A 24405-nucleotide genomic window follows, 5' to 3' on the forward strand; every position below is an offset into this window, starting at 1 on the left:
GGCTTACTTCTCGCTACTGAGCGGTGCGAGGCGCTGCTGCGGACGGCCCTGCGACGCGGCGGCGAGAGCGATCACGATCTCGTCGGCATGCGGCGCGTCGGCGATGCGGACTTCGACGGTCTGATGGTGTGACCGGATGGTGGCGTCGGTGATGTGCTTGAGCGGGATGTCGAAGATGACACCCGCCGGGCCGCGCTTCTCGACCGCGGGCAGCAGGGTCGTGGCGTTGGCGGCCTTGCGGAAGTGATCGCCGAACTTCAGCGTGTGGATCAGGCCCGAGCCGTGCTCGATCTCGCCGTTGAGCCCGACGATCGCGGCCTTGCCGTAAGCCTCGGCGGGCTCTTCGAGCGCCTCGAGTACCAGCGGTGCCAGCAGGGCGCCGAGATCGGACGCGGTGCTGTCGATACCAGGCGCCAGATCCTCCACGAACCCCTGTCCAGCCCATGGGTTTTCGATCACAGCGGCGACGATGGCGACGCGCGCCGGCGGATTGACCTCACGACCACCCTCGGTACGGATCTCCTCGACCACGGTGACGATCTTGCGCAGTTTCATGACAGGACACTCTCCAGACTCTTGACGGTGACGGCGGGGTCGGTGGTGCGGTCCCCGATGCGGGGATGGGGCCGAGGGCCGGTTGACCCGGCGGCGATGATGACGATCTCGTCGGCGCGCGGACCGTCGGGCACGCGGGTGCTCACGGTCTGATAGTGGCTGCGTGTCGCGGCATGGGTTTTGTGCCAGAGCGGGACGACGAGCGGGTCGCCGGCCTCGGCGCGGGCGTCGGCGAAGCAGATGATCGATTCGCCGTCGAGGAACTCGCGCATCAGGTTGCCGAAGTACGGCGTGTGAATCAGGGCGCCGCCATGCTCGATCTCGCCGTCGAGCCCGACGATCGCGGCCTTGCCGAATGCCTCGACAGCATCGACGCCGCCGAGCGTGTCGATGAGGCGGCGCGTCACCAACTGAGCCAGCACCGGGGCGATGCGGGCCACCTCCGGCGACAGATCACGTGCCGGGCCGGTGCCCACCCACGGGTTGCGCACCACGGCGGCGACGCTGGCTTGCAGGGCCGGACAGGCGGGTCGCACACCGGCCTCCGTCACCACGGTTTCGCGGTACACCACGACCTTGCGGAGTCCAAGGCTGACGCCGGAGATGCGCTCTTGCATGCCACAGACGATAGTTTGCGACTGTGACGTAGGTCAAGCGGTCGCGGTGCGCTAGCCGGCAGGCCGGCGGCCGGATGGCTTGAGGCGACGTAAAATCGCAGTAAAGACGCAGTTCCGGTGGGCACTCGCCAATGGTGCGACCGAGAAGCCGTTGACACTGCTTTGTGACTGCGCTTACATTCTGTTGTATGCCAGTACTTGCTCGGCGACGTTCCCGGGAGCTCCCCATGACAAGTGACCTCAGCGCAACGCCCGCTGCGCCCGCGGCCGCAGAGAAACCGCCTCGGCCATCCGGGCGGCTCGGTTCGGTCTTCTGGACGTCGGTGGCGATCTCGGCCGTGTTCGTCGCATGGGCCGTGCTGTTCACCGAGAACCTCAACAAGGTGACGGCCGCGTCGCTCAACTGGGTGACGGGCAGCTTCGGCTGGCTCTACCTGGTCGTGACGCTGGGCATCCTGGTGTTCCTGGTCTTCCTCGCGTTCAGCCCGTACGGCGACACGCGCCTCGGCAAGGACACGGACCGGCCGGAGTTCAGGACGATCACGTGGCTCGCGATGATCCTGAGTGCGGTGATGGGCATCGGCCTGGTGTCCTACGGTGTCGCCGAACCGATCTCACATCTGACCACACCACCGCACGGGCTCGCCGAACCCGGCACGCCGCAGGCCGCGGTGCGGGCACTGCAGTACTCCTACTTCGACTGGGGCCTGCACGCCTGGGCGATCTTCGCGGTTTTCGGCCTCGCCATTGCCTATTCGACGTATCGCATGGGCCGTCGCACGCTGGTCAGCCAGCTGTTCACCCCGTTGCTCGGCGATCGGGTCAACGGGCCGATCGGTAAGTTGATCGACGTCCTCGCGGTGTTCGCGACGCTGTTCGGCACCACGACTTCCCTTGGGCTGGGCGCACTTCAGGTCAACAACGGCCTCTTCTCGCTGTTCGGTGTCCCGGTCAGCAATGCCACCCAGGTCGTCATCATCGCCGCGGTGACCGCGATATTCACGATGTCGGCGGTCACGGGGGTGAGCAAGGGCATCAAGTTCCTCAGCCAGGGCAGCACGGTCATGGCGGTGGCGCTGTTCGTCTTCATGCTCGTCGTCGGGCCCAGCGTGTTCATCGCCAACCTCTACATCGAGTCGCTCGGCACGTGGGCAACCGATTTCTTCCGGATGAGCCTGCAGGGCACGGCCTTCGGCGACCTCGAATGGATGCAGTGGTGGACCTACTTCATGCTCGCGTGGTGGGTGTCGTGGGGAGCCTTCGTCGGGGTGTTCCTGGCGCGAATCTCGAAGGGCCGCACCATTCGTGGGTTCATCGTCGGTGTGCTTGTGGTGCCGAGCGTGGTCTTCTTCACCTGGTTCACGGTGTTCGGCGGGACGGCCATCCACATCGACATGTTCGAGGGCGGCGACATCGGCGAGCAGACCGCGGCCGATATCAACAGTGCGTTCTTCGCGACGCTGGCACACTTCCCGCTCGCATCGGTGACCTCGGTCGTCGCCATCCTGCTGGTGCTCATCTTCTTCATCTCCGGCGCGGACGCGAACACCTTCGTCCTGGGCATGATGACGAGCGACGGAACCCTGACACCGCGGCGCGGCGTGCTCGTCCTGTGGGGTGTGCTCACCGGAATCACGGCGGTGGTGCTCATGTTCGCGGGCGGCCTGAACGCGTTGCAGAACACCGTGATCGTCGCGTCACTGCCGTTCCTGATCATCATCGCGTGCCTGGCGGTGTCGTTCTGGAAAGACTTGATCGCCGACAATCGCCACACGACGCCGCAGACCCCGCTCGTCGAACTCATCGACGATTAGCCGAAAGGAAAAGCCATGACCGACAACGATTCCCGCCGCGCCCGCATCACGTCCGCATGGGAGGCGGCGTGGGACCGGGGCGACGTGGACGCATTCGACGACCTGCTCGCCGGTGGGTACCGGCGCATCAGCGGCACCGGAACCAGCCACGGGCGTGACGAGTTCAAGGCTTCGATCACCGCGACCCGCTCGGCGTTCCCCGATCTGCTGACGGTCGTCGACGAGGTGGTGGTCGAAGGCGACCGGGCCGCCATCCGGTGGCACAGCACGGGCAGCCACGAGCACTCGTTCCTCGGTGTGCCCGCCACCAAACGCCAGGTCGAGGTCAGTGGGGCTACCTTCGCGCGCTTCGAAAACGACCGAATCGTCGAAGAGCACGTGACGTGGGATCCCCGCTCACTGCTGACCGCGCTCGGCATCATCGCGGTGGGGCAGGACCGGTGACCGCACCCGTAGTGCCCGACCTGGACCTGATGAAGCGGGTCAATCGGCAGTTCGTCACCGGGGTCACCGTCGTCACGGCGCTGGACGGGGACAAGCCTCGCGGCCTTGCCGTGAACGCGTTCGCCAGCATCTCGCTGGAGCCGCCCACGGTCATGGTCGCGGTTCAACACACCTCGTCGACCCACGACTGTCTGTTCCGCGCCGGCCATCTCGCGATCAACATTCTGTCGACCGACCAACTCGATGTGGTGAATCGCTTCGCGGCGAAGTCCGACGACAAGTTCTCCGGCCTCGACTGGCGTCCGGGGCCGTTCGGCAGCCCGCTGATCGACCGCAGCGCCGCGACCATGGAGGTCGAGATCCGCGAACGGCTGCAGGCGAGCACCCACACCGTCTTCATGTGCCGGGTGGTCCATGCTTCGGTCGGCGATCGTGACCCGATGGTCTACAGCGCCGGTAGGTTCTTCGATGGCGGCAGCCTGCCCGCATTGGGATAGCGACGTAGGGAGTGGCGGTGAGCAGCAGTAATGGCTCGATTCAGGGTCGGCTGATCGAGGAGATCCGCCGCCGGATCATCGCCGGGGAGATCTCGCCGGGTGTGAACATCTCCGAGCTTGCGATCGCCGAAGAGTTCGGCGTATCGCGCACCCCGGTCCGCGAGACCTTCAAGCAGCTGCAGACCGAAGGACTCATCGAGATCCGGCCGCGCGTTGGCACATTCGTCACCACGCCGTCGCGACGCGAGATCACCGAGCTGTTCCAGATGAAGGAACTGCTCGAGGGTGCGGCGGCCCGGCTGCTGGCGCAGCGCGGCCGGGTACCCGAGATCGACAAGCTGGAGGAAAACCTCCGCCAGGCCGACCACGCCGTCGCCAATGACGACCGGGCCCGCTACGCCGAACTCGTCGAGGAATTCCACGATCTGCTGATCGTCGGCGCCGACAACAACAAGCTCGAGGCGCACTACCGCATGCTCATGAACCAGCTCGCCTACGCACGGCTGGTCCACACGTCGCTCAGTCAGCCCGGCCGGCCACTGCAGTCAGACCGGGAGCACCACGTCGTGTTGGACCTGATCATTGCCAAGGACGGCGACAGCGCCGAGCGGGTCATGCGCGAACACGTGCGGGCCAGCAGGCAGGCATTGCTCGCGGGCTTGGGCGACACGATCTAGCGCGGTCAGACCCGGCGCGGCGCCGCCAACCGTTCGCGACGCAGCAGATCCACCTCGGGTAGCTCGAGGGGCGGGAGTTCGCCCACGACTCGCGACAGCAGATGGTCGGCGAGCTCGGGATTGCGGGCCAGGCACGGGCCGTGGAGATAGGTGGCGATGACGCTGCCCTGCACCGCACCGTCGTAGCCGTCGCCCGCCCGGTTGCCCGCACCTTTGGTGACAGCCGCCAGCGGCCGTGCGTCCGAGCCCAAAACCGTTCCGCCCCGGTGGTTCTCGAAGCCGGTGAGCGGTTGGGTGAGCCCGGCGAGCAGCGGCTTGGAGGCAACCTCGCCAATGGTGCGGGACTCCTGCGGTGAGGTGGTGACGTCGAGCAGGCCAACGCCGTCGACGCGCTCACCGGCCGAGGTCTCGTACCAATGGCCGAGCACCTGGATGGCCGCGCAGATCGCCAGCACGGGTGCACCGCGTTCGGCCGCGCGCTGCAGGCCGGGGTAGCGGATCAGGTGTTTGGTGGCCAGCCGCTGGGCGTAATCCTCTGCGCCGCCAAGGGTGTAGAGGTCGAGCGAGTCGGGCACCGGCTCGGACAGCGTGATCTCGACGATCTCGGCGTCGATTCCGCGCAGCCGCAGCCGCTGCCGCAACACGACCGCGTTGCCGCCGTCGCCGTAGGTGCCCATCACGTCGGGCAGCACGAGACCGATTCGCACCGTCATGAGATCCGCCGATTCAGTTGCAGGAACGCCGTGTAGTTGGCGATGACCTCGACGTGGCCGGGCGGGCACGAGTCGATCGCGGCGACGGTGTCGTGCACGAGGGAATGCTCGACGCCGGCGTACCCGAGGCGGACCGCGAGGTCGGTGCCGCGCTCACCGGCCGCGACGACCTGGGTGTCCTCGAAGTGCTCGAAGCGCACATCCCACAGCCATGAGAGATCCTCGCCGTCGGGCACCTGACCGTTCACCGAGATGACGACGCCTGCGCCGTGTTTGTCGACCATCGACAGCGCTTCCTGCCAGCCTGCCGGGTTCTTGGCCAGCAGGATGCGGGCGGTGTGCGAGCCGATCTGCACGGTGCGGTAGCGGCCTGCGACCTCGTCGACCCGCGACACCGCGGCCACGGCCTTGGCCGGGTCCGCGCCGAGGGCGACGGCCGCCGCGACCGCCTGGGTGGCGTTGCCGCGGTTGACGGTGCCGGGCAGCGCCAGCGTCATCGGGAGTACCAGGCCGTCGGGGCCGTGGATGTGGGTGTCGTCGAACCACCAGTGCGGGCTGGGGCGTTTGAAGTCGCTACCGGTCGAGTACCAGTCGCGGCTTTCCCCGCCGTCACGCACGATGATCTCGCCGCTGCGCGGGCAGCTCACCGAGTCGTTGGCCCAGCCGCCACCGGCCGCGACCCAGACCACGTTGGGGCTGTCGTAGGCCGCCGAGGTCATCAGGACGTCATCGCAGTTGGCCACGATCACCGCGTCGGGATGCCTGGCCAGCCCGGCCCGTAGGGTCCGTTCGATGTGGTTGATCTCACCCACGCGGTCCAGCTGATCCCGCGACAGGTTCAACAGCACGATCACGCTGGGATCGACCGCATCGGACACGTGCGGGACGTGCATCTCGTCGACTTCCAGCGCGGCCAGCTCGGCATCCCTGGCCCCGGCCAGCGCCGCGACCAAACCGGCGTCCATGTTGGCGCCCTCGGAATTGCTCGCCACCGGACCCAGCGTGGCCAGTGCGGCCGCGGTCATTCTGGTGGTCGTGGACTTGCCGTTTGTCCCGGTCACCACCACGGTGCGACGGTCTCGGCCCAATTGGCGCAGGATCGAGCGGTCCAGCGTCATCGCGACCAAGCCGCCGATCATCGCGCCGGCGCCGCGGCCGGTGACCCGCGACGCCCAGCGTGCGGTTGCTCCGGCGGCCAGTGCGGCGCGCCCACGGACGGTCAGCATTCCCGGGATTTTAGGGGCCCGACACGCGGTGCTGCGATCCAAGGTTGTCGGAGGACCGTGCCATCCTCGGGTTATGAGCCACCCATGGGGCCGACCGGCCGGCGAAGCAGGCGCCGGGTGGGCCGTTGTCGACGTGGAGACCACGGGCTTTCGGCCAGGCCAGGCTCGCATCGTCAGCATCGCGGCACTTGCGGTCGGCGATGACGGCAACGTCGAGCACAGCGTCGCGTCACTGCTCAATCCCGGCGTCGATCCCGGCCCCACACACGTGCACGGGCTCACCGCCGAGATGTTGGAAGGCCAGCCGTGTTTCGGCGACGTCGTCGGCGACGTGATCGACGTGCTGCGCGGCCGCACCCTGGTGGCCCACAACGTGGGCTTCGACTACAGCTTCCTAGCTGCCGAAGCCGAACTCGTCGGCGCGGAACTGCCGATCGACAGCGTCATGTGCACCGTGGAGCTGGCACGCCGCCTCGCGCTGGGCACCGAGAACCTGCGGCTGGAGACCCTGGCCGCACACTGGGGTGTCAGTCAGATGAAGCCGCACGACGCGCTCGACGACGCGCAGGTGCTCGCCCAGATCCTCAAGCCCACGCTCGCGCGGGCCCGGGAACGCAAGGTGTGGTTGCCGCTGCGTGAGGTCAGCCGCAAGCGCTGGCCCAACGGACTGATCACGCACGAGGAGTTGCGGCCGCTGAAGGTTCTGGCCTCCCGGCTGCCGTGCCCGTATGTGAACCCGGGTCCGTACGTACCCGGCCGCCCCCTCGTACAGGGCATGCGGGTGGCGCTGTCGGCTGAGGTGGCGCGCACGCATGAGGAGCTCATCGAGCGCATCCTGCACGCCGGCCTGGCCTACAGCGATCTGGTGGACCAGCAGACGTCACTGGTGATCTGCAACGAGCCCACGCCCGAGCAGGGCAAGGGCTACCAGGCCGGCGAGCTGGGTGTCCCGCTGGTCACCGACGAGGACTTCATGGGCCTGCTCGGCCACGTGCTCGGCGGCGCCGACGTCGAGGAGTTCACCGACACCACGGTCGACGGCGATCAGTACACGTTGTTCTGAATCGCGAAACCTAGCGCAGGGCTTTGGCTTTCAACGCCTCGAATTCGTCGGCGGTGATGGTGCCCGCTTCGAGGAGCGCTTTCGCGTCGGCGATCTCCTGAGCCGGCGACCGGCCCGCCGCTTCCCGGATGTAGGCGTCGGTGTCACGCTTCGCCGCCAGTGCGGCGTCCCGGGCGCGCTCGGCCATGCCCTTGCCGCGTGCGATGAGGTACACCAGCGCCGTCAGCCAGGGGAACAGGATCAGGAAGACGACCCAGACCGCCTTGACCCAGCCCGAGGTCTTGTGATCCCGCCAGAACAGGTCGCCGAGGATCTGGAACAGCACAAGCAGGTAGGCGATCCAGGCGAAGATGATCAGGAAGTGCCAGAGAAAATCCCAGGTGGGGCCCCAGTCCATGGGTCACTCCTTGAGTTGACGGTCGCGCAGCAACCTGCGCGACCGTCAGTTAACCACGCGCTGCCCGGTTGACGGCAGACACGACGGCACGAAGTGATGCAGTCGTGATCGACGTCGCGATACCGACGCCCCACACGGTCTGCCCACCGATGGATGCCTCGACATAGGCCGCGGCCTGCGCCTCCTCACCCGACGACATGGCGTGCTCGGAGTAGTCCAGGACGTTGACGTCGTAACCGACCGCGCCGAGTGCGTCGACGAATGCGGCCAGCGGACCGTTACCGGCGCCGACGATCTCGCGCTCCTCGCCGTTGATCTTCACGATCGCCGTGATGGTGTCGGTTCCGCCGTCGACCTCGGCGGCGACGACCTTCTGCCGCATCCGTTCGAGCGGGGTGATGGGGGCCAGGTACTCCTCGGAGAACGCGTCCCACATCTCCTTGGGCGAGACCTCGCCGCCCTCGCCGTCGGTGATGTGCTGGATCACCTGGCTGAACTCGATCTGCAACCGGCGCGGCAGCACCAGGCCGTGGTCGGCCTTCATGATGTAGGCGACGCCGCCCTTGCCGGACTGGGAGTTCACCCGGATGACGGCCTCATAGGTGCGGCCGACGTCCTTGGGGTCGATCGGCAGATACGGGACCTGCCAGAGGATGTCGTCAACATCCGCATCCTGCTCGTCGGCCGACACCTTCATGGCGTCCAGGCCCTTGTTGATGGCGTCCTGGTGGCTGCCGGAGAACGCGGTGTAGACCAGATCGCCGCCGTAGGGGTGACGTTCGTGCACCGGCAGCTGGTTGCAGTATTCGACGGTGCGCCGGATCTCGTCGATGTTGGAGAAGTCGATCTGCGGATCCACGCCTCGGCTGAACAGGTTCAGGCCCAGCGTCACCAGGCAGACGTTGCCGGTGCGCTCGCCGTTGCCGAACAGGCAGCCCTCGATCCGGTCCGCCCCGGCCGCGTAGCCCAATTCGGCTGCGGCAACGGCAGTTCCGCGGTCGTTGTGCGGGTGCAGGCTCAGGATGATGGAATCGCGGCGAGCCAGGTTACGGCTCATCCACTCGATGGAATCGGCGTAGACGTTCGGCGTGGCCATCTCGACCGTCGCGGGCAGGTTGACGATCAGCGGCGACTCGGGGGTGGGCTGCACGATGTCGCTGACGGCGTTGCACACCTCGACGGCGTACTCCAGTTCGGTGCCCGTGTAGGACTCGGGGGAGTACTCGAAGCGCCACTTGGTGCCGGGGTACTTCTTGGCTTCCTCGACGCACATGCGGGCACCGTCGGTCGCGATCTTCTTGACGGCCGCCCGATCGGCGCGGAACACCACGCGGCGTTGCAGGATCGACGTCGAGTTGTAGAAGTGCACGATGGCGCGCGGCGCGCCCTGGCAGGCTTCGAAGGTGCGCTCGATCAGCTCGGGACGGCACTGGGTCAGCACCTGGATCGTCACATCGTCAGGGATCGCGCCCTGCTCGATGATCTCGCGGACGAAGTCGTAGTCGGTCTGGGACGCCGACGGGAAACCGACCTCGATCTCCTTGTAACCCATCCGGACCAGCAGGTCGAACATGCGGCGCTTGCGGGCCGGGCTCATCGGGTCGATCAGGGCCTGGTTGCCGTCGCGCAGGTCGACCGCGCACCACATCGGTGCGGTGTCGATGACCTTGTCGGGCCACGTCCGGTCCGGCAGCCTGATCGGTTGGACTTCCTCGTCGAAGCTGCGGTACCGGCTCACCGGCATCGAGGACCCGCGCTGGGTGTTCCAGGACGGCTGGGTGGGGTGCGGTGCGCCGGCAGGCGTGTTGATGGTGCGTACCGAGTTGAATGCGTCGGAAGAGATGTCGGGGGTGGTCATGATTTCTGCTCCGGAGTCTTGGGGATCAACCCTGTGGATTCAGACCGGCGCATCGCGAAAACCCGCGACGGGAGGCCAGTCTGGATCAGACCCCGTCGCGGCGTCCGAGAAGGAGCACCCGCTGCACAGTCAACATCGAGGGCCACTGTACTCCGCATCCCTGGCCTGCCCAAAAATGGGTACGCCAGGGGCCCGTGTGACAACGGGGCCGGTCAGGCTTCGAGCCGGGCCCTGACCACTTCGAGCCGCCGCTGCAGTTCCGCCTCGTCGATGACCCCGCGGACCAGCAGCGAGTGTGCCAACGCCATCAGCTGGTTCTCCGGATACGGCAGATCGGCGTAGACCGTCGCCGACAGCGCATCCTCCTCGTCGCGCCGCTCCTTGAACGTCAGCACCTGATCGCCGCAGGCCGAGTGGTCGAGGGCATCGCACAGGCCGTCCAGACTCGACTTCCACGGCGGCACCGGATTCTCGACGCCGTATTTGGCGGCCATGCGCGGCCACACCTGATTGCGTTCGGCGATGTGCTTGAGCGTCGCGATCTCGTCGGCCATCGCCTACCCCGCCGGGTGGATCGCGGCCCGGGTGTCCACGATGACGTTGGTGGTGACGCCGGGCTTGGGCAGCGCGACGCCGATGAGGCAGTCCCGCGTGATGATCTCGGCGAGCTGATCCTCACTCCAGCCTTCGGTGCCGTCCGGGCGCACCGGCATCACCATGAAGCGATGCTTCTGATTGGAGTCTTCGACCCGGACCGCCACGTCGTCGGGCAGGTAGAGCCCGAACTCGGCGAGCACCTGCCGCGGCCAGCGCACCAGGCGCCTGCGGTAGTTCGGGGTGCGGTACCACTCCGGTGAATTGCCCAGGATCGGCCGGGGATAGCACGAGCACAGCGCGCACACGATCACGTGGTGCAGCGTCGGGGTGTCTTCGAGGATCTTGAATGCGACGAAGTCACTCGGCGTGCCGAAGCCCGTCGGCTCAAGCCAGTCGACCCCTACCTCCTTGCTGGCCGCGAGCGCGTCGGTGACCGCGAGCTGTTTGAAATCCGGGTCCAGCCACGCCCGGGCGACCAGGCGCGCGGCAGGTGTCGGCCCGATCTGCTCGGCGAACTCGGTGAAGTGGCGGTGCTCCTCGGCCGTGAAGATGCCCTTTTCGATGCACAGCTCGCGCAGCGCGATCTCGAGCACTTCGAAGTCGGTGATCTCGTCGACCATCGGTTTGACCGTGCGGTCGTGATCGTGGTCGTGATGATCGCTCATGCGTTCTCCAGCCAGCGCTCGGGAATCTCGGTCTGCAGGGTGTCGGAGGTCGTTCCGGTGTAGCCGTGCCACAGCTCGGCCTGGTTGAACCGCACGATGTAGAACCACTCCGGCGGGGCATCGGCGCGGTCCCACGTCTCGTCCTCGGCGGCCGGGCTCTCGTAGGTGACTTCGGCGATCTCGCCGCGCGCGCCGCGCACGTACTCCGGGGTGCGGGTGTAGAGCAGCACCGGAAGTTCGCGCACCACGACCGCGTCACCGACTTTGAACTTGGGTTGGCCGGCCTTGCCGGCATAGACCTGTGGATCGCCGATACCGACCGCGCGGATGTGGTGCTCGTTGCGCTTGACGTCGGCGCCGTCGCCCTCGGACTTGGGCTGCGCCTCGAGCTTGCGCCCGTTCAGGCCGCCCTCGTAGCGACCTTTCACCTCGGCCATCCGGGACGTGAGCTCGCCGAGGCTGATGTGGTGTTTTTCCACCAGGACGCGTGCGACGGCCCAGAGCCAGCGCCCGTAGTACGGGAAGCCCTGGTAGATCGCGCGCCCGACGTCGACGTTGCCGATCCGGCGGCGTTCCTCGGACAGCCAGATCCCACGCCATCCGAGCACCTCGCACATCACATACGTCATGTGCTCCCAGTACTCGTAGTCCTTGTTCTCGTACTTCATCGGAGCATCAGGCTCGCCGCCCACGTCGTGGACGGTCTTCATGTAGGCCAGGAAGTGCTCGTGATCGAGAAGATCCGGCGTTGGCGCGTCGGGGATTTCGGGATAGCCCGACTTCAGTCGTCCGACAAGGTCGAGGTGTGCTGCGCGTTCGGCGGCTGTGCTCATGGGCGGTCCCCTTTGTCGGGTGTGACTTTAGCGACGTCGCCACCGGCGCGTGGCGGAAATCAAATCCTTAACGCGCGCGAAAATAGAGGCCGGGTAAGCCTTCTCGTCAGACCTGAGAATCGGGGAACGCGATCACCGACAGGAAGCGGATCGGTAGCTCGACCAGGTCGACCGGCCCGTGTGCGCCTTCACCGTCGATTTGCAGCGAATCGCCGGGCTGGAGTCGGTACACCGAACGGCTGTGGCTGTAGTCCATGACCCCTTCGAGCATGTAGATGAACTCGGTGCCAGGGTGCTGGAACAGCGGATAGGTCTGGCTCTTCTCGGTGAGCGTGACGTGCAGGCATTCCAGCCGCTTGTGCTCGCCGCGCAGCGAGCTCAGCAGCTGGTACTCGTGGCCCTGCTTGGTGCCGTTGCGCACGATCTCGGGGCCGGTGCCGGCTTTCACGAACGCCGCCGGGCGCTCGACGTCGGCGCCGCGGAACAGGCTCGTGACCGGTACGTCGAGCCCCTTGGCCAGCAGCGCGAGGGTCGACAGGCTGCAGGAGGTCTGCGCGTTCTCGATCTTGCTCATCATCGCCTTGGAGATGCCGACCCGGGCCGCCATCTCGGCGACCGTGAGCCCGTGCTGCTGACGGAGCTGACGGACATTGCGTCCGATCGCGGCCTCGAACTCGAGTTCCTCGACCGGTTCGTGCGGATCGCGGTCACGTGCCGTTCCCGACTTGTTACGGAGTAGCGGAACGTCGCTCATGCGATCTGTGCCCCCTTGTCCTCAGCGCATCTCTCCCGCTCCGACGTATGGATACGGGCTCTTCAGCAAATTGTCCTCGGCGAACCTGCTCAATCGGAAATCGGTCTCGGGAATCCGCGGGTCGCCGCTGCGTCCGTCGATCACCAGATCGGCCACGAGCCTGCCGACCGCGGGCGCGATTTTGAATCCGTGCCCGCTGAAGCCCGCCGCGACGATGAGGCCATCGACACCGGTCGCCGAGATGACGGGGTTCCAGTCCGGCGTGACGTCGTAGCAGCCGGCGTAGCTGCCGGTGATGGACGCGTTCGGCAGCCCGGGGAAGCGGCCGCTGACCTTCTCGACGGTGAGGTCGACGAAGTCGTCGGTGGCGCGGTTGAGGTAGTTGTCGGGATCGGTCTCCTCGCAGTGTGCGAGATCGCTGTTGCCGAACAGGATTTCCCCACCCAGCTCGGGGCGCACGTACTGCAGCGACACCAGATCCGAGAACACGGGGACCTTGCCAATATCGAGGCCGGGGGAAATGGTGACGATTTGTTCACGCACCACCCGGATCGGCACATCGACGCCGTAGGGCGCCAGGAACGGGCGGGTCCACGCTCCGGTGGCGACGACGACGGTGCGCGCCGAGACCTCGGTGCCGTCGGCCAACCGGACCCCGGTGACCTTGTCCCCGTCGATCAGCAAGTCGGTGACGTTGCAGCCCTGGCGAATTCGCACCCCGGCCGCCCTCGCCGACATCGCGAACGCCTGCGCAGTCTGATACGCGTCACCGTAGCCGCCGCGCGCTTCCCAGCCGAACGCCGCGAACGGGCTCAGATCGGCCCACGGCCAGAGCTCGGCGACCTCGCTCTTGTCGATCTCCTCGGTCTGCACCCCGACCTCACGTTGCGCGGCCAGGCTCTTGCGCAGGGCGTCGACGTTGGGTTCACCGACGCCGACGACGTAACCCGTCTGGCGGAATCCGATGTCGTCACCGAATATCTCTTCGGCTTTCTCGAAGACCTCGAGCCCGACGGCAGCCATCGCGGCCAGCGAGCTGACCCCGTAGTGGCAGCGCACGATCCCACTCGACTTGCCGGTCATGCCCGAGCCGACGGTGTTGCGTTCGGCGACGAGCACATCGGTCACGCCACGCTGACTGAGTGCCCATGCCGCGGCGGCCCCTTCCAGGCCACCGCCGATGATGACCACGTCTGCAGTGTTCACGAGCCCGGAATCCAATTCGTGCCCGCCAACGGAACCCGCGCCATCGCGGCCGCCTCGATGGTGACCGCGACGAGGTCTTCGGGCTCCAGGTGGCAGACGTGCGCCTTGCCGCACGCCCGCGCGATGGTCTGAGCCTCCATCGTCAGCACCCGCAGATAGTTGGCCAGCCGCCGGCCGCCTTCGACCGGGTCGAACCGCGCAGCCAACTCCGAATCCTGCGTGCTGATGCCGGCCGGATCCCGGCCGTCCTGGAAGTCGTCGTAGAAACCGGCTGCGCTGCCGAGCTTTTCGTACTCTTGCGCATACCGCGGATGGTTGTCGCCGAGGGCGATGAGCGCGGCCGTGCCGATCGCGACGGCGTCGGCGCCCAGCGCGAGGGCCTTGGCGACGTCGGCGCCCGAGCGGATCCCGCCCGACACGATCAACTGCACACCCTTTTTTCCCGTCGCTCCGCAAGCTCCGCTCGCCCCGGCTCGGTGAACTCCCAGTTCCTGCAGTGCCTGCACGGCCTGCGGCACCGCCGCGAGCGTCGGGATGCCGACGTGCTCGATGAACACATCCTGGGTGGCGGCCGTGCCGCCCTGCATGCCGTCGACCACGACGACGTCGGCGCCGGCGTGCACCGCCAGCTTCACGTCGTAGTACGTGCGGGTGGCGCCGACCTTGACGTAGATGGGCTTTTCCCAGTCGGTGATCTCGCGCAGTTCATTGATCTTGATGGTGAGGTCGTCGGGCCCGGTCCAGTCCGGGTGCCGGCAGGCGCTTCGCTGGTCGATGCCCTCGGGCAGCGTGCGCATACCCGCGACGCGTGGAGAGATCTTCTGGCCCAACAGCATTCCGCCGCCGCCCGGTTTTGCGCCTTGGCCGAGCACCACCTCGATCGCGTCGGCCTTGCGCAGGTCGTCGGGATTCATGCCGTAACGGGACGGCAGGTACTGGTAGACCAGATGCTTGCTCTGCCCGCGCTCCTCGGGCGTCATGCCGCCGTCGCCCGTGGTGGTCGACGTGCCTGCTTCGCTGGCCCCGCGGCCCAGCGCCTCCTTGGCCGGGCCGGACAATGCGCCGAAGCTCATACCGGCGATGGTGACCGGGATGTCCAGGTGCAGTGGGTGTTTGGCGTTGCGGTCACCGAGCACCACGTCGGTGCCGCAGCGTTCGCGGTAACCCTCCAGGGGATAGCGCGACATCGACGCACCCAGGAACAGCAGATCGTCGAAGTGGGGAAGGGGCCGTTTGGCGCCCCAGCCCCGGATGTCGTAGATGCCGGTCTCGGCGGCACGCTGGATCGCCGCGATCGTCGGGCGGTCGAATGTGGCGGATTCGCGCAGGCCGAGCCGGGCGCGATCATCGGTCGTGAACGTCATCAGTAAGCACTCGCATTGTCGACGTGGAAGTGGTAGAGGTTTCGGGCAGAGCCGTAGCGGGTGTATTCGGCGGTGTCGTCGTCGAAACCGGCAGCTGCCAGCAGATCCGCGAGCTCGGCATGGTGCTCGGGCCGCATGGGCTTGGCGATACAGTCCGCGCCGAGCGACGCGACGCTCCCGCGCACGTAGATGCGGGCCTCGTAGATCGAGTCACCAAGTGCTTCACCGGCGTTGCCGCGCACGACGAGTCGGCCGGCCTGGGCCATGAACGCACTCATGTGCCCGATGTCGCCGCCCACCACGATGTCGACGCCTTTCATGGAGATGCCGCAGCGCGCCGCGGCGTCGCCCTCGATGACCAGCAGACCGCCGTGCGCGGTCGCGCCGGCCGACTGCGACGCGTTGCCCTTGACCCGCACGGTGCCGCTCATCATGTTCTCGGCCACCCCGGTGCCCGCGTTGCCGTTGATGGTGACGTCGGCGAGTTGATTCATCCCGGCGGCGTAGTAGCCGACATGTCCCTCGACGGTCACCGTGACCGGTGCGTTGAGGCCGACCGCCACGTTGTGCGCGCCTGCCGGATGCTCGATGACGAACTCGCCGTCGATGCCGGGCCGGTGCAGCGCGGTGTTGACCTCACGCAAAGGCGTTGTGCGAAGGTCGAATCCGGTCGCGGTGAGAGTTACCTGGTCCATGCGTAGACGACCTCCGGTTCGGGTTCCCAGATCTTGGCGGATTCGACGCCGGGCAGCCCCGACAGCGCGCGATACTCACTCGCCATCGCCACCCAGTCGGCGGTCTCGGCGATCACCGCAGGTTTGCACGCGATCGCATCGCGCACGACCGCGAACGAATCGTGGTTGGACACCAGCAGGGTGTAGAAGCCGTCGAACGTGACACACAGTTCCTTCAACGCGGTCTCCACATCGCGGCCCGCCGCCAGCTGCTGTGCGACGAACCGCGCGCCCACCTCGGTGTCGTTCTCGCTGTCGAACTCGACACCGGCGCGGCGGAGATCGCGCCGGATCGTGGCGTGGTTCGCGAAGGAACCGTTGTGCACCAGGCACTGCTGCGGCCCAACCGTATACGGGTGACAGCCCGACGGCGTCACCGCCGACTCGGTGGCCATCCGGGTGTGTCCCACGCCCTGCCAGCCCTGGGCCTTGGCCAGACCCCACGCGTCGGTGAGCGTGCGGGGGTGGCCCACGCCCTTGAGCACGGCCAGATCGGCGCCGAACCCCGCTACGAGCGCGTCCGGATATGCGGCTTTGACGCGCTTGAGCAGAGCCTCGGAACTCTCGTCGGATGACAGCAGATAGGTCGAATCCACCTGCACCACACCGACATCCGGCCCGAGGTCGGGTTGCCCGGGCAGGTCGGTCACCGATACGCACCCGCGCCCGGGTGGTGACCATACCGGGTCGCCGTACACCGCGACGCCCGCCGAATCGGCGCCCCGGTCCGACATCTCACCCAGCATGCCGCTGAGTAGTTCACCCAACCGGGGGTAGAGCTCCGGTGTGCGCAGGTGCAACCCCACGATCCCGCACATTCTTGCTGTCCTCTCAGAAGGCCGTCAGATAGGAGTCGATCTCCCACGGCGTGACGGCGCCGTGGTAGGTGAAGAACTCTTCGCGCTTGATGTTCGCGAAATAGGTGGCCACACCGTCGCCCGCGACGTCGAGCACACCGGCGACCACCGGATCGGTCTCGAGCGCGTCGACCGCGTGCAGCAGGGTGGGCGGCAGGGCCGTGGTGCCCTGGCTGCCGACGGCGCCCGGGTCGATACTGCGCTTGATGCCGTCGAACCCGGCTCCCAGCGTGGCCGCGATCGCCAGATACGGGTTGGCCGACCCGTCCCCGCCGCGCAGTTCGATGCGCTGGTTGTCGGGTACCCGGATGTAGTGCGTGCGGTCGTTGCCGCCGTAGCTGGGTTTGCGCGGCGCCCACGAGGCGCCCGATGCGGTGCTGACCGCACCGGTTCGCTTGTAGGAGTTGACTGTTGGCGCGACGACGGACTGCAGCGCGCACGCATGGTCGAGGACGCCGCCGATGAACGCGTACGCCGTCTCGGACAGTCCCAGCCCCCGCTCGTCGGTCTCGCCAGGGAACACCGGGTTGCCGCCGCTGGTCAGCGACAGATGGAAGTGCAGGCCGCTGCCGGTGCGGTCGGAGAACGGCTTGGGCATGAACGTGGCCACCATGCCGCGTTCGGCCGCGATCATCGACAGCAGGTAGCGCAGGGTGATCACGCGGTCGGCGGTGGTCAGTGCATCGGCGAACTTGAAGTTCTGCTCGAACTGGCCGTTGCCGTCTTCGTGGTCGTTGGCGTAGTTGGACCAGCCGAGCTGGTTCATCGCCGTGGAGATCGCGGTGAGGTGGTCATACATCCGCGTCACGCCGCGCGCGTCGTAACACGGCTGCGCGGCGGTGTCGTCGGTGTCGGCGGTGACCAGGCTGCCATCGGCGTTGCGGCGCAACAGGAAATACTCGACCTCGGCGCCGACCCACGGCTCGAAGCCGGCGTCGGCGGCCTGCTGGATCAGGCCCTTGAGGATGACGCGCGGCGCGTACGGCCACGGTTTGCCTTCCACATGCGGATCGCAGTGGACGAGGGCCAGGCCCTCCTTGATGAACGGGATCGGGGTGAACGAGGCGGGGTCCGGGATGGCGATCAGGTCGGGATCCTTGGGTTCCTGGCCCATGGCGCCGACGGCGTAGCCCGCGAAGCCGACGCCCTCGGTGGCCAGCATGTCGATGGCTTCAACGGGAACCAATTTGGCGCAAGGCTTTCCGCGCAGGTCCACGAACAGGGCGAGGATGAATTTCGTGCCGGACTGTTCGGCGAGGGTGGCGAGATCGAGGGTCATGGCTCCAGAACTTTCGTCTCTTGTCGGGAATCAATGTATCACAGTGGGAAACTTCAGCAAGCCGACGAAACCCCGGTGACCGGTCGCCGCGAAAACCGTCCGCGGCGACCGGGCCGGGGAATCATCGTTCAGATCAGGCGAATTCGAGCTCGTATGCCGAGTCGCGATGGAACTTGGCGTCGATGCCCTTCTCCTCCTCGTCGGGCGAGATGCGGATGCCCATGGTCTTCTTGATCGCGAACGCGATGGCGTAGGCGACCACGAACGAGTAGGCCATCACCGCGGCGGCCGCGACCGCCTGCCGCCACAGCTGGTCGATGCCGCCGCCGTAGAGCAGGCCGTTGACGGCGTTGGGCATGCCTTCGCTGGCGAAGAAGCCGATCAACAGCGTGCCGACGACACCGCCGACCAGGTGCACGCCGACCACGTCGAGCGAGTCGTCATAGCCGAACTTGTCCTTGAGGCCGACCGCGTACACGCAGACCGCGCCCGCGATGCCGCCGACGAACATCGCGCCGATCGGGGTGACCGCACCGCACGCGGGCGTGATCGCCACCAGGCCGGTGATGGCGCCGGAGGCCGCGCCGACACCGGTGACATGGCCGGTCTTGAACTTCTCGACGGCCAGCCAGGCGAGCACCGCGGCGCAGGTCGCGACGAACGTCGTCACCATGACGATCGCGGCCGAATTGCCTGCGGCAAGCGCGGATCCGCCGTTGAACGCGTACCAGCCGGCCCACAGCATGCCCGCACCGAGCAGGGTCAGCGGAACGTTGTGCGGCTTGCGCAGCTGACCGAACATGGCCGACTTGCCGAGCACGATCGCGACGGCCAGGGCGGCCGCGCCCGCGTTGATGTGCACCGCGGTGCCGCCGGCGAAGTCGATGGCGTGGAGTTTGTTGGCGATCCAACCGCCGACCGAGTTCTCCGTGACGACACCGTCGAAGGCGAACACCCAGTGTGCGACCGGGAAGTAGACGAGCACGGCCCAGACCGCGGCGAAGATCATCCAGGCGCCGAACTTCATCCGGTCGGCGACGGCTCCGGAGATGAGCGCGACGGTGATCGCCGCGAACAAGGCTTGGAACAGCGAGAACAAACTGATGGGCAGCCCGTCGATCGTCGTCATCGGTTCGGTGAGGTTCGTCATGCCCGCGAATTCGGTGAAGCTGCCGACGAATCCGCCGTAGGACGTGCCGAAGACCATCGAGAAGCCGAACAGGACCCAGAGCAGGCCGACAACCGCGACCGCGCCGAAGGTCATCATCATCATGTTGGTCGAACTCTTGACCGAGACCATGCCGCCGTAGAACAGCGCGAGGCCGGGAATCATCAGCGTGAGGCCGATGATGCAGCACAGCATGAATGCCGTGGTTCCTGTATCCATCAAACATCTCCTGGGGGTGGCGGCCCCGACGGGCCGATCACCGGCAGTAACCGATGTTTCTGTTACGTGGACAGTCATCGCGTGTTGCGGGCGCGTTAAACCTGATTTGACGCGCGCGTATCTACCATTGGCCAATGGCAGTCGTAGATGTCCGCTCGCACGGCGCAACCGGCGACGGGGTGACCGACGACTACCCGGCGGTGCTGTCCGCGATCCGCACGGTCGCCGACATCGGCGGCACGGTGTTCTTCCCCGCGGGCGACTACGCGCTGTCGGCTTCGCTGGGGGATCAGGCGGGGCTGACAAGAGTTTGGCTGCTCGGGGACGGTGAGCGGGCCGCGCGCCTGCTGGCGACCGGGAACTCCGCCCCCATCTCCGGGCGGTGGATCGAAAGCCGCATCGAAAACCTGGTGAGAGACGCGGATTTTCGGGGCGGCCCCGGACTCGACGTGGATTTGGACAAGAGCTACGTCCGGCATTGCCGGGTGCGCGGCTGGACCGACTACGGCATCCGGCTCAACGCCACCACCGAGGGGCTGCTCAACTGGATCGACGACAACTTCGTCGAACAATGCACGGGCTACGGCATTTACACGACGTACCGGTTCTACGACTCGTGGATCGTCAACAACAACGTGGGATCGACAAGGCCCAATCTGTCGGTCGAGAGCGGGCCGGTGCGCATCCTGGCCAATCACCTCAACGGGGCGCCGGAGAACAACATCGAGCTGCGCGGCAACAAGTCGCTGACCATCGTCGGCAACATCTGCGAAGGGGCGCGGCGCGAGGCGATCATCTACACGATGCCGTCGTTCCTCGACGCCGACAGCCCGCAGGTGCAGATCGTGGCGAACAACATCACGAACGGCGGCAAGGGCGCGCCCGACGCGTACCCGGCGATCGGCATCTACTCCCGCGACGCCGACCACCGCACCAAGGGTTTCAACATCACCGGCAACTTCATCGCCAATGAGGACGAGGGCGCCGGCTGGTCGTACGCGGTGGACGCCGAGTAGGTCGACGACCTCGCGATCTCCGGAAACCAATGGGACAACAACGGATTCAGTGTCGCGGCGGTGCGCGCATCCGGGCGCAACGTCGGCATCGCCGGCAACACCTCGGCGAACCTGCCGACGCGCGTGGTGATTTCCGTCAGCGACGACGTCACGATGGCCGCCGCATCCGACACCGACTACGTGTACCTGCTCGATCGCGGTGCCGAGGCCACGCTGCCCACGGCGGTCGGCAACACCAACCGCTACACCGTCAAGAACCTCGCCATCGGTGCGAGCCGGTTGATCGCCCCCAACGGCCAGGAGGTCGACGGTGGCCGCCATGTCAGGCTCGGCCGCAACGATGCCGTCGATGTCATCTCCGACGGGCAGAACTGGTGGACCGTCTGACGGAACCGTCCCATGCCGTTGTGAGGACTCCGTAACGGGAAGTTCACTACGCGAAATCGCGTGGCAATCCGTGTACCGCACCGTATACAGCCATGGATACAACCGCTGTCGAGACTTCGGCACCGCCGGCCGGGCGCCACGAGCCCGGACTCGGCGAGGAGTACGAGAACGAACCTGTCCCGCCGTCCGCGCGTAAATCACTGTTCTCGGTGTCGGCGGTCTGGGTGGGATTCCCGATGATCATGACGTCGGCCGTGTTCGCCGGCATCGTGGTCTACAACCTGGGCTTCGTCACCGGGATGCTCGCGATCATCGTCGGCGACCTCATCCTGATGGGTTACGTCGGCACGTTGAGCTACCTGGCCGGTCGATCCGGAAAGAACTTCGCGCTTACTGCGGCAGATACATTCGGCACCAAGGGATTCCGTGTCGTGTCGGCATTCCTCTCGACACTCGTGATCGGTTGGTTCGCGTTCCAGACCGGCATGGTGGGAACCACGCTCAACCTGTCCATGGGTTGGAGCGCGGCTTGGATCACCCTGCTGGCCGGCGTCCTGTTCGTCGCGCTCACGTTCGTCGGCATCCGGGCGATCTCATGGATCGGCGTCGTGGCATCGGCTCTGTTCATCCCGCTCGGGGTGGTAGCTGTGATCTTGGCGGCGTCCGCATCCGACGGGCTGGGCTCTGCGGTCTCGTACGGCGGCGGCGCGGGCGCTGCCGCATTCAGCTTCGGTGTCGCGGTGACGATGGTGTTCGCGTGCTTCGTCGACTCGGGCACCATGACCGCTGATTTCACCCGCTGGGCCCGCAACGGTAAGGAAGGTGCACTGGCCGCGTTCGCCGCATTCCCGGTTGCCTACTTCGTCGCACAACTCGCCGGCGCGCTGATCGTTGCGTTCGGTGCTGCGGCTGCCCCCGGCACCGCGGGCGGAGATTTCCTGCATGTGCTCGTGGGGGGCGGTGGAATCCTGGTGCCGCTCGCCATCGCCTTCGTGTTCGTCAATCTGGGCAGCGTGTGCGCGCACTGCCTGTACAACGGCGCTGTCGGCTTCGGCAACATCACCGGGAAGACGATGCGCCAGTTGACGATAGTGCTCGGCATCGTCGGTACGATCGCCGCGGTCGCAGGCATCTGGTCCTACTTCGCGACGTGGCTCAATATCCTCGGAGTCTTGGTGCCGCCGATCGGCATCGTCCTCATCCTCGACCAGCTCGTGTTCGCCCACCGTCGGGCGTCAACGGGCGGGCTGCACTGGAAGCCGTTCGCGGCGTGGGCCGTCGGCGCGGCGGTTGCGCTGGCGACGCACTGGTACGCACCTCAACTCTCGGACGCCGTCGTGGCGATGGTCGTCGGAGGGCTGGCATTCACGGCGCTGACTTACTTGCCCGCCCGCACTGCGCAACCCGCCTTGGGTGGCGAACCCGCATGAGCATCACAATCGCGGCCAACCCGTACGTGTGGCCATATGACGGCGACATCCCTTCAGGGAGAACCGCGCTGATCAACATCGACTGGCAGGTGGACTTCTGCGGCGAAGGCGGATACGTCGACGCCATGGGCTATGACCTGTCGCTGGTTCGGACACCGCTCGGTCCGGCCCGAGAAGTGCTGGCCGCGGCCCGTGCCGCGGGGCTGTTCGTGATCCACACCCGCGAAGGGCACCGGCCCGACCTGTCAGACCTGCCGGCGAACAAGCGTTGGCGGTCGGCCCAGATCGGCGCTGAGATCGGATCGTCCGGCCCATGCGGCCGCATCCTGACCCGCGGGGAACCGGGCTGGCAGCTGGTACCCGAGATGGCGCCGCTGCCTGGAGAACCCGTCATCGACAAGCCGGGAAAGGGCAGCTTCTATGCGACAGATCTCGATTTGATCCTGCGCGGCAACGGCATCACGCACATCATCTTCACCGGCATAACCACGGATGTCTGCGTGCACACGACGATGCGAGATGCCAACGATCGCGGCTACGAGTGCCTCGTGGTGTCGGACGCCACCGGTGCCACCGACTACGCCAACCATGTCGCGGCGCTGAACATGATCACTATGCAGGGCGGGGTGTTCGGTGCGCATGCCGCCAGTGCAGACGTCGTGGCCGCGCTGAAAGGGCTCGTGTGAGCGGCGTTCACGTCGACGAACCCGTCTCGCTTCGGGACCGGGTGTACCTCGATCTCGGCAAGAAGCTCATGGCGGGGGAAATGGACCACCGCACCCGGCTGGTCGAGTCCCAGCTGTGCGAGACGCTCAACGTCAGCCGCACGCCGCTTCGGGAGGCGCTGGTACGGCTGCACGCAGACGGCATGCTCGAACGGAGGGCTGACGGCTATTACCCAGTGGCACTGGATATCCCAGGTGTGCGCGATCTGTACGAGCTGCGCATCACCATCGAACTCCGCGGCATCACCAGAATTCTAGAGACGGACGAACTGCGCTATGACAAGGACCGGTTGGCCGCGTTACGGTCGGAATGGCTCGAACTGCGCGCCGCACCGCCCGCGGCGGACGGCGACATGGTGCTCCGCGACGAGTCATTCCACATCGAACTGTGCGCGGCGTCCGGAAACCGGGCGATGGTTGCGACGCTCGACAACATCAATCGGCGCATCAGGCTCATCCGTATGTACGACTTCGTGTCCGAGGAACGCGTGGCGGCGACGATCGCCGAGCATCTCGACATCGTTGACCTCCTACTCGACGACGAACTCGCGGCGGGCCGTGCGGCTCTGCACGAACACGTCGGAGCGAGCTTCGAGGTGGTCGAGCGGCGCGCACTGCGCGCGTTGAGCGCCCAATCCCTCGGACAGTCGGTCACCTCTCTTGAGGCGTTGTGGAGATGAGCTCCGCAGGCGTGCCCCAGCGGCCGGTGAACGCGATCTCGTCGAGCGGCAGCCGTTCGCGTGGCCGGCCGTCGCGCTCGGCGATGGCGTCATCGACGGTCGCGTAGTCGCCCAGCGTGCCGAGTGCGACGACGGCCAGTGGTCGCACGCCGTCGGGGATGGCGAACGCGGCCCGGGCGCCGTCGACGTCGAACCCCGCCATCGGGTGCGCGATCAGCCCGCGTGAGACGGCTTCGACCGTCAACTGGGCGATCGCGGCCCCGGCGTCGACGGCGGCATAGAGCGCGGTGCGGTCATCTTCGCCCTCGTCGGCACACACGAGAATCAGCGCACCGGCGGCGTGCGCATAGCCGTTGCCGCGTTTGAGCACGCCGGCGAGTGTGGCGAACGTCTCGTCGCCCCGTGCGCCCACGACGAAACGCACGGGCTGCCGATGGCCCCACGTGGCGGCCCACCGCGCGGCTTCGAGCACGGCGGTGAGCTGTTCACCAGTGACGATGGCCTGAGGGGCGAAGGCCCGCGGGCTCCAGCGGGCGGCGAGATCGGGATGGATCGGGACGCTCGTGGCGGCCCGCCGATCGCTCGGGGCGTCGGGCACGTCCGCCAAGTTACCGGCGGACAAAATCGGAT

The 24405-nt window shown here is 66.8% G+C and carries 27 protein-coding genes; 10 read left to right on the top strand and 17 right to left on the bottom strand.

All coding sequences use genetic code 11. The features are described 5' to 3' along the window. Positions 1-3 precede the first annotated feature (3 nt). Together ACOI2T_RS02335 and ACOI2T_RS02340 are read right to left on the bottom strand one after the other, a co-directional pair. Positions 4-555 carry an amino acid synthesis family protein gene (locus ACOI2T_RS02335; protein WP_067851705.1) on the bottom strand — a complete coding sequence of 184 codons (552 nt, stop codon included), beginning with the start codon at positions 553-555 and terminating at the stop codon, positions 4-6. Further along, positions 552-1172, bottom strand: coding sequence for an amino acid synthesis family protein (locus tag ACOI2T_RS02340; RefSeq protein WP_409502473.1), 621 nt, complete (start codon positions 1170-1172; stop codon positions 552-554). The genes ACOI2T_RS02335 and ACOI2T_RS02340 overlap by 4 nt, the downstream gene beginning before the upstream one ends. Positions 1173-1399: 227 nt before the next feature. Here ACOI2T_RS02340 and ACOI2T_RS02345 point away from each other — a divergent pair, with 227 nt between their 5' ends. From ACOI2T_RS02345 to ACOI2T_RS02360, 4 genes are read left to right on the top strand one after another with little or no spacing between them, the layout of a single operon-like run. Then, positions 1400-2986, top strand: coding sequence for a BCCT family transporter (locus ACOI2T_RS02345; protein WP_409502474.1), 1587 nt, complete (start codon positions 1400-1402; stop codon positions 2984-2986). Between the two features lie 15 nt (positions 2987-3001). Next, entirely contained in the window at positions 3002-3430 is a 429-nt protein-coding gene (locus tag ACOI2T_RS02350; RefSeq protein WP_409502475.1) for an ester cyclase, read from the top strand. After that, on the top strand, positions 3427-3927 hold the full coding sequence (locus ACOI2T_RS02355; RefSeq protein ID WP_234790907.1) for a flavin reductase family protein: 501 nt from the start codon (positions 3427-3429) through the stop codon (positions 3925-3927). The genes ACOI2T_RS02350 and ACOI2T_RS02355 overlap by 4 nt, the downstream gene beginning before the upstream one ends. 17 nt (positions 3928-3944) lie before the next feature. After that, positions 3945-4604: a GntR family transcriptional regulator gene (locus tag ACOI2T_RS02360; protein ID WP_234790908.1), complete on the top strand. Its 660-nt coding sequence runs from the start codon at positions 3945-3947 to the stop codon at positions 4602-4604. A gap of 5 nt (positions 4605-4609) precedes the next feature. Here the strand turns inward: ACOI2T_RS02360 and ACOI2T_RS02365 are convergent, their stop codons facing one another. Both ACOI2T_RS02365 and ACOI2T_RS02370 read right to left on the bottom strand, forming a co-directional pair. Further along, a complete protein-coding gene (locus tag ACOI2T_RS02365) occupies positions 4610-5317 on the bottom strand; it encodes a type 1 glutamine amidotransferase (RefSeq protein ID WP_409502476.1) in 708 nt (235 codons plus the stop codon). Next, positions 5314-6543: a MurT ligase domain-containing protein gene (locus ACOI2T_RS02370; protein ID WP_409502477.1), complete on the bottom strand. Its 1230-nt coding sequence runs from the start codon at positions 6541-6543 to the stop codon at positions 5314-5316. Before ACOI2T_RS02370 ends, ACOI2T_RS02365 begins: the two co-directional genes overlap by 4 nt. A 73-nt stretch (positions 6544-6616) precedes the next feature. Between ACOI2T_RS02370 and ACOI2T_RS02375 the strand changes: the two genes are divergently transcribed. Then, positions 6617-7606, top strand: coding sequence for a DEDDh family exonuclease (locus ACOI2T_RS02375; RefSeq protein WP_409502478.1), 990 nt, complete (start codon positions 6617-6619; stop codon positions 7604-7606). A gap of 10 nt (positions 7607-7616) precedes the next feature. Here ACOI2T_RS02375 and ACOI2T_RS02380 read toward each other — a convergent pair whose 3' ends face one another. The 12 genes from ACOI2T_RS02380 to ACOI2T_RS02435 form a co-directional block, all read right to left on the bottom strand. Further along, the gene (locus ACOI2T_RS02380; RefSeq protein ID WP_409502479.1) at positions 7617-8003 is read right to left on the bottom strand and encodes an SHOCT domain-containing protein; all 387 of its coding nucleotides are present in this window, start codon (positions 8001-8003) and stop codon (positions 7617-7619) included. 49 nt (positions 8004-8052) lie between these two features. Beyond that, complete coding sequence (gene leuA, locus ACOI2T_RS02385; protein WP_085143059.1) at positions 8053-9861, bottom strand: 2-isopropylmalate synthase; 1809 nt, start codon at positions 9859-9861, stop codon at positions 8053-8055. A gap of 212 nt (positions 9862-10073) precedes the next feature. After that, a complete protein-coding gene (locus ACOI2T_RS02390) occupies positions 10074-10415 on the bottom strand; it encodes a thiocyanate hydrolase (RefSeq protein ID WP_085143061.1) in 342 nt (113 codons plus the stop codon). A gap of 3 nt (positions 10416-10418) precedes the next feature. After that, the gene (gene scnC, locus ACOI2T_RS02395; protein ID WP_409502480.1) at positions 10419-11123 is read right to left on the bottom strand and encodes a thiocyanate hydrolase subunit gamma; all 705 of its coding nucleotides are present in this window, start codon (positions 11121-11123) and stop codon (positions 10419-10421) included. Continuing rightward, positions 11120-11956, bottom strand: coding sequence for a nitrile hydratase subunit beta (locus tag ACOI2T_RS02400; protein WP_409502481.1), 837 nt, complete (start codon positions 11954-11956; stop codon positions 11120-11122). The genes scnC and ACOI2T_RS02400 overlap by 4 nt, the downstream gene beginning before the upstream one ends. Before the next feature lie 106 nt (positions 11957-12062). Then, entirely contained in the window at positions 12063-12710 is a 648-nt protein-coding gene (locus ACOI2T_RS02405) for a type II toxin-antitoxin system RelB family anti-toxin (protein WP_067851752.1), read from the bottom strand. A gap of 21 nt (positions 12711-12731) precedes the next feature. Next, on the bottom strand, positions 12732-13916 hold the full coding sequence (locus tag ACOI2T_RS02410; protein WP_409502482.1) for an NAD(P)/FAD-dependent oxidoreductase: 1185 nt from the start codon (positions 13914-13916) through the stop codon (positions 12732-12734). Further along, positions 13913-15280: an FMN-binding glutamate synthase family protein gene (locus tag ACOI2T_RS02415; RefSeq protein WP_409502483.1), complete on the bottom strand. Its 1368-nt coding sequence runs from the start codon at positions 15278-15280 to the stop codon at positions 13913-13915. The genes ACOI2T_RS02410 and ACOI2T_RS02415 overlap by 4 nt, the downstream gene beginning before the upstream one ends. Further along, complete coding sequence (locus tag ACOI2T_RS02420; protein WP_409502484.1) at positions 15280-15975, bottom strand: GltB/FmdC/FwdC-like GXGXG domain-containing protein; 696 nt, start codon at positions 15973-15975, stop codon at positions 15280-15282. Before ACOI2T_RS02420 ends, ACOI2T_RS02415 begins: the two co-directional genes overlap by 1 nt. Next, positions 15963-16832: a class II glutamine amidotransferase domain-containing protein gene (locus tag ACOI2T_RS02425; RefSeq protein ID WP_409502485.1), complete on the bottom strand. Its 870-nt coding sequence runs from the start codon at positions 16830-16832 to the stop codon at positions 15963-15965. The genes ACOI2T_RS02420 and ACOI2T_RS02425 overlap by 13 nt, the downstream gene beginning before the upstream one ends. Positions 16833-16845: 13 nt before the next feature. Beyond that, a complete protein-coding gene (glnT, locus tag ACOI2T_RS02430) occupies positions 16846-18150 on the bottom strand; it encodes a type III glutamate--ammonia ligase (RefSeq protein ID WP_409502486.1) in 1305 nt (434 codons plus the stop codon). A gap of 133 nt (positions 18151-18283) precedes the next feature. Continuing rightward, a complete protein-coding gene (locus ACOI2T_RS02435; RefSeq protein WP_409502487.1) occupies positions 18284-19537 on the bottom strand; it encodes an ammonium transporter in 1254 nt (417 codons plus the stop codon). Between the two features lie 134 nt (positions 19538-19671). Here ACOI2T_RS02435 and ACOI2T_RS02440 point away from each other — a divergent pair, with 134 nt between their 5' ends. The 5 genes from ACOI2T_RS02440 to ACOI2T_RS02460 all read left to right on the top strand — a co-directional run bounded on the left by ACOI2T_RS02440 (position 19672) and on the right by ACOI2T_RS02460 (position 23775). Then, a complete protein-coding gene (locus ACOI2T_RS02440; protein ID WP_409502488.1) occupies positions 19672-20553 on the top strand; it encodes a glycosyl hydrolase family 28-related protein in 882 nt (293 codons plus the stop codon). Between the two features lie 60 nt (positions 20554-20613). After that, a complete protein-coding gene (locus ACOI2T_RS02445) occupies positions 20614-20940 on the top strand; it encodes a hypothetical protein (protein ID WP_409502489.1) in 327 nt (108 codons plus the stop codon). 92 nt (positions 20941-21032) lie between these two features. After that, positions 21033-22370, top strand: coding sequence for a cytosine permease (locus ACOI2T_RS02450; RefSeq protein ID WP_409502490.1), 1338 nt, complete (start codon positions 21033-21035; stop codon positions 22368-22370). Further along, positions 22367-23056 carry a biuret amidohydrolase gene (biuH, locus tag ACOI2T_RS02455; protein ID WP_409502491.1) on the top strand — a complete coding sequence of 230 codons (690 nt, stop codon included), beginning with the start codon at positions 22367-22369 and terminating at the stop codon, positions 23054-23056. Before ACOI2T_RS02450 ends, biuH begins: the two co-directional genes overlap by 4 nt. After that, on the top strand, positions 23053-23775 hold the full coding sequence (locus tag ACOI2T_RS02460) for a GntR family transcriptional regulator (protein ID WP_409502492.1): 723 nt from the start codon (positions 23053-23055) through the stop codon (positions 23773-23775). Before biuH ends, ACOI2T_RS02460 begins: the two co-directional genes overlap by 4 nt. On the opposite strand, the gene ACOI2T_RS02465 is transcribed toward ACOI2T_RS02460, so the two are convergent. Beyond that, positions 23747-24373 (bottom strand): nitroreductase family protein, encoded by a 627-nt coding sequence (locus ACOI2T_RS02465; RefSeq protein ID WP_409502493.1) that lies wholly within the window; start codon positions 24371-24373, stop codon positions 23747-23749. The genes ACOI2T_RS02460 and ACOI2T_RS02465 overlap by 29 nt on opposite strands. Between the last annotated feature and the right edge of the window lie 32 nt (positions 24374-24405).

Source organism: Mycolicibacterium wolinskyi str. Jessa 2025 (genome assembly GCF_049241375.1).
GTDB classification, from domain to species: Bacteria; Actinomycetota; Actinomycetes; order Mycobacteriales; family Mycobacteriaceae; genus Mycobacterium; species Mycobacterium wolinskyi.